At 69.9% G+C, this 3,982-nt stretch carries 4 protein-coding genes; 2 read left to right on the top strand and 2 right to left on the bottom strand.

Annotated elements, in window-relative coordinates; translation table 11 throughout:
• Positions 1-37: 37 nt before the first annotated feature.
• Together ACWGIU_RS31925 and ACWGIU_RS31920 are read right to left on the bottom strand one after the other, a co-directional pair.
• On the bottom strand, positions 38-709 hold the full coding sequence (locus ACWGIU_RS31925) for a response regulator (RefSeq protein WP_030016364.1): 672 nt from the start codon (positions 707-709) through the stop codon (positions 38-40).
• Between the two features lie 64 nt (positions 710-773).
• Positions 774-1,688, bottom strand: a complete 915-nt coding sequence (locus ACWGIU_RS31920) for a RecB family exonuclease (RefSeq protein ID WP_453711595.1) — start codon at positions 1,686-1,688, stop codon at positions 774-776.
• 222 nt (positions 1,689-1,910) lie between these two features.
• On the opposite strand from ACWGIU_RS31920, the gene ACWGIU_RS31915 reads away from it, so the two are divergent.
• Both ACWGIU_RS31915 and ACWGIU_RS31910 read left to right on the top strand, forming a co-directional pair.
• Entirely contained in the window at positions 1,911-3,044 is a 1,134-nt protein-coding gene (locus ACWGIU_RS31915; RefSeq protein WP_453711594.1) for a site-2 protease family protein, read from the top strand.
• 18 nt (positions 3,045-3,062) lie between these two features.
• On the top strand, positions 3,063-3,959 hold the full coding sequence (locus ACWGIU_RS31910) for a tRNA (adenine-N1)-methyltransferase (RefSeq protein WP_453711593.1): 897 nt from the start codon (positions 3,063-3,065) through the stop codon (positions 3,957-3,959).
• The last annotated feature ends 23 nt before the right edge of the window (positions 3,960-3,982 follow it).

The raw sequence follows: 3,982 nt of genomic DNA, 5'->3' as shown, positions 1-3,982 counted from the left end.
CGCGTACGGCCCCCCTCGCGCATCCGCGCCCCCGGACCTACTGGGCCCCGGGGCGGACCAGACCGCTCTCGTACGCGTACACCGCCGCCTGGACCCGGTCCCGCAGCCCCAGCTTCGTCAGCACGTGCCCCACATGCGTCTTGACCGTCGTCTCGCTCACGAACAGATCCGCCGCGATCTCCGCGTTCGACAGCCCCCGGGACACCAGCTTCAGCACCTCGACCTCACGCTCCGTCAGCGTCCCCAGGGTGTTCGGAAGGCTCTCCTCACCCGACGGCAGATGCCCCGCGTACTTGTCCAGCAGTCGCCGCGTGATGCTCGGCGCCAGCATCGCCTCACCCGCCGCGACCACCCGGATCGCCTGCACCAGCTCGTTCGCCGGCGCGTCCTTCAGCAGGAACCCGCTCGCCCCCGCCCGCAGCGCCTCCACCACGTACTCGTCCAGGTCGAACGTGGTCAGCACCAGCACCTTCGCCGGCCCGTCCCGCTCCGGACCGGTGATCTGCCGGGTCGCCTCCACCCCGTCCATCCGCGGCATCCGGATGTCCATCAGCACCACGTCGGGCTGCAGCGCCCGCACCTGGTCCAGCGCCTGCAGACCGTCCCCGGCCTCGCCGACCACCGCCAGGTCCTCCTCCGCCTCAAGGATCATCCGGAAGCCGGTGCGCAGCAGCGGCTGGTCGTCGACCAGAAGGACGCGGATCGCCACGGGGTCTACCTCGTATTCGTCGGACGGCTACGGCGGGCCCGACCATTCTGCCCTGACACCGAGATCAGGATTCCGCCGGGCGCCCGACCTCCGGCCCCGCCGGGTTCACCTCCGGGCGCGGGGAGATCACCAACGGGTAGGGCGGGGGAGTGCCGCCGAACTCCGGACACACCACCTGATGATCACACCAGCCGCACAGCTTCGTCGGCCGCGGCCGCCACTCACCCGACTCCGTCGCCTCCCGGATCGCCCCCCACAACGCGAGCAGCTTGCGCTCCACCCGCTCCAGATCCGCGACCACCGGGTCGTACGTCAGCACGTCACCACTGCCCAGATACACCAGCTGCAGCCGCCGCGGCACCACCCGCTTCAGCCGCCACACCACCAGCGCGTAGAACTTCATCTGGAACAGCGCACCCTCGGCATACTCCGGCCGCGGCGCCTTCCCCGTCTTGTAGTCGACGATCCGCACCTCACCCGTCGGCGCCACGTCCACCCGGTCGATGATCCCGCGCAGGCGCAGCCCCGACTCCAGCTCCGTCTCCACGAAGAACTCCCGCTCCACCGGCTCCAGCCGCGTCGGGTCCTCCAACGTGAACCACCGCTCGACCAGCGCCTCGGCCTCCGTCAGCCACCGCGCCAGCCCCGCCCCCTCGTCACCCGCCGGGAACAGCTCCATCAGCTCCGGCTTCGACTCCAGCAGCCGGTCCCACTGCCCCGGCAGCAACGCCTTCGCCGCCGGCGCCGTCCGCTCCTGCGCCGGATGATCGAAGAGCCGCTCCAGCACCGCATGCACCAGAGTCCCCCGCGTCGCCGCCGCACTCGGCTTCTCCGGCAATCTGTCGATCACACGGAACCGGTACAGCAACGGGCACTGCATGAAATCGCTCGCCCGCGAAGGAGAGAGCGAAGAGGGCGCCACAGCGCTCCGCGCATCGGCATCGGCTGCACCAGGCACAGCACCGGGACTCGTCGTCATGGACAAAACACTACGACCCATCACCGACAGCACGCGCATACCATCGACTCCAAGCCCCCTCGCACTGCATGATCGGAGCATCACAACCCGCTACAGCACCACGCCGAACGCGAACAGAACCACACTGGAAACACCAGCACCGAACGAAGGAAAGCCGTGGCAGACACCGACGAGACCGGCGAGCGCGGAAGCAGGCGCTCCGGACCGGGCGGCGGGCTCCTCATGGGCCGCCCCTTCGGCGTACCCGTCTACGTCTCGCCCAGCTGGTTCCTCGTCGCCGCCCTCATCACCTGGGTCTTCGGCGACCAGCTCGACCGCGTCCTGCCCGACCTCGGACCCGTCCGCTACCTCGTCTCCCTCTTCTTCGCCGTCGCCTTCTACGCCTCCGTCCTGGTCCACGAACTCGCGCACACCGTCGCAGCCCTGCGCTTCAAGCTGCCCGTGCGCCGCATCCAGCTCCAGTTCTTCGGCGGAGTCTCCGAGATCGAAAAGGAATCCGAGACACCCGGCCGCGAATTCGTCCTCGCCTTCGTCGGCCCCCTGCTCTCCCTCGTCCTCACCGGAGCCTTCTACCTCGGCATGAAAGCCGTCGACCCGGCCACCGTCCCCGGAGTCCTCCTCGCCGGCCTGATGATCTCCAACCTGCTCGTCGCCGCCTTCAACCTGCTCCCCGGCCTCCCCCTCGACGGCGGCCGCATGCTCCGCGCCGTCATCTGGGGCATCACCGGCAAACCCATGACCGGCACCATCGCCGCCGCCTGGGTCGGCCGCGGCCTCGCCCTCGCCGTCCTCCTCGGTCTCCCCCTCCTCACCCACACCGGCGCCCTCGGCAACCGCACCTCGGAAATCGGCGGCATGAACACCGTCATGGACGCCCTGCTCGCCGCCATCCTCGCCGGCATCATCTGGACCGGCGCCGGCAACAGCCTGCGCATGGCCCGCCTGCGCGAGCACCTCCCCGAACTGCGCGCCCGCGCCCTCACCCGACGCGCCATCCCCGTCGAGAACACCACCCCCCTCTCCGAGGCCCTGCGCCGCGCCAACGAAGCCGGCGCCCGCGCCCTCGTCGTCGTCGACGGACAAGGCGACCCCACCGCCATCGTCCGCGAAACCGCCATCGCCTCCGTCCCCGAACACCGCCGCCCCTGGGTCGCCGTCAGCACCCTCGCCCAGGACCTCACCGACGGCATGAAGGTTTCAGCGGACCTCACCGGCGAAGAACTCCTCGACCACCTCCGCGCCACCCCCGCCACCGAATACCTCGTCCTCGAACCCAGCGGCACCATCTACGGCGTCCTGTCCACCCTCGACGTCGAAAAGGCCTTCGTGAAGGCCATGGCACGGCCCCAGTCCTGAAGCCAATACACTGGTCACATGTCCGAACCGACCGGTGCCGCCCGCCGACGCGGGCCCTTCGAGGTCGGGGACCAGGTACAGCTCACCGACCCCAAGGGCCGCCACTACACGTTCACGCTCGAAGCCGGGAAGAATTTCCACACCCACAAGGGTTCCTTCCCGCACGACGAGCTGATCGGTGCTCCCGAAGGCAGCGTTGTCCGCACCACGGGCAACGTCGCATACCTCGCGCTGCGCCCCCTGCTCCCCGACTATGTCCTGTCCATGCCCCGCGGCGCCGCCGTGGTCTACCCCAAGGACGCGGGCCAGATCCTGGCCTTCGCCGACATCTTCCCCGGCGCACGCGTCGTGGAAGCGGGAGTGGGCTCCGGCTCCCTGAGCAGCTTCCTGCTGCGCGCCATCGGCGACCAGGGCATGCTCCACAGCTACGAGCGCCGCGCGGACTTCGCCGAAATCGCCACCGCCAACGTCGAACGCTACTTCGGCGGCACCCACCCCGCGTGGCAGCTGACCGTCGGCGACCTCCAGGACAACCTGTCCGACACGGACGTCGACCGCGTCATCCTCGACATGCTCGCCCCCTGGGAATGCCTGGAAGCCGTCTCCAAGGCCCTGGTCCCCGGCGGCATCCTCTGCTGCTACGTGGCCACCACCACCCAGCTGTCCAAGACCGTCGAGTCCATCCGCGAGATCGGCTGCTTCGCCGAACCGCAGCCGTGGGAATCGATGATCCGCAACTGGCACGTGGAAGGCCTCGCCGTCCGCCCGGACCACCGGATGATCGGCCACACCGGATTCCTCGTCACCGCCCGCCGCCTCGCGGACGGCGTCGAGCCCCCCATGCGCCGTCGCCGCCCCGCCAAGGGCGCCTACGGCGAGGACTACGACGGCCCCGGCAGCGACCGCTCCGCGTAACGGCCTCGCAGACCCAACACGAA

Source organism: Streptomyces sp. NPDC054840 (assembly GCF_053611065.1).
This window is presented reverse-complemented; position numbering and strand designations above follow the sequence as displayed.

Excerpts from the sequence above, each read along its gene's own strand:
- ACWGIU_RS31915 (WP_453711594.1), top strand. The coding sequence starts at position 1,911 with ATGGGCCGCCCCTTCGGCGTACCCGTCTACGTCTCGCCCAGCTGGTTC.
- ACWGIU_RS31920 (WP_453711595.1), bottom strand. The coding sequence starts at position 1,688 with ATGACGACGAGTCCCGGTGCTGTGCCTGGTGCAGCCGATGCCGATGCG.
- ACWGIU_RS31910 (WP_453711593.1), top strand. The coding sequence starts at position 3,063 with ATGTCCGAACCGACCGGTGCCGCCCGCCGACGCGGGCCCTTCGAGGTC.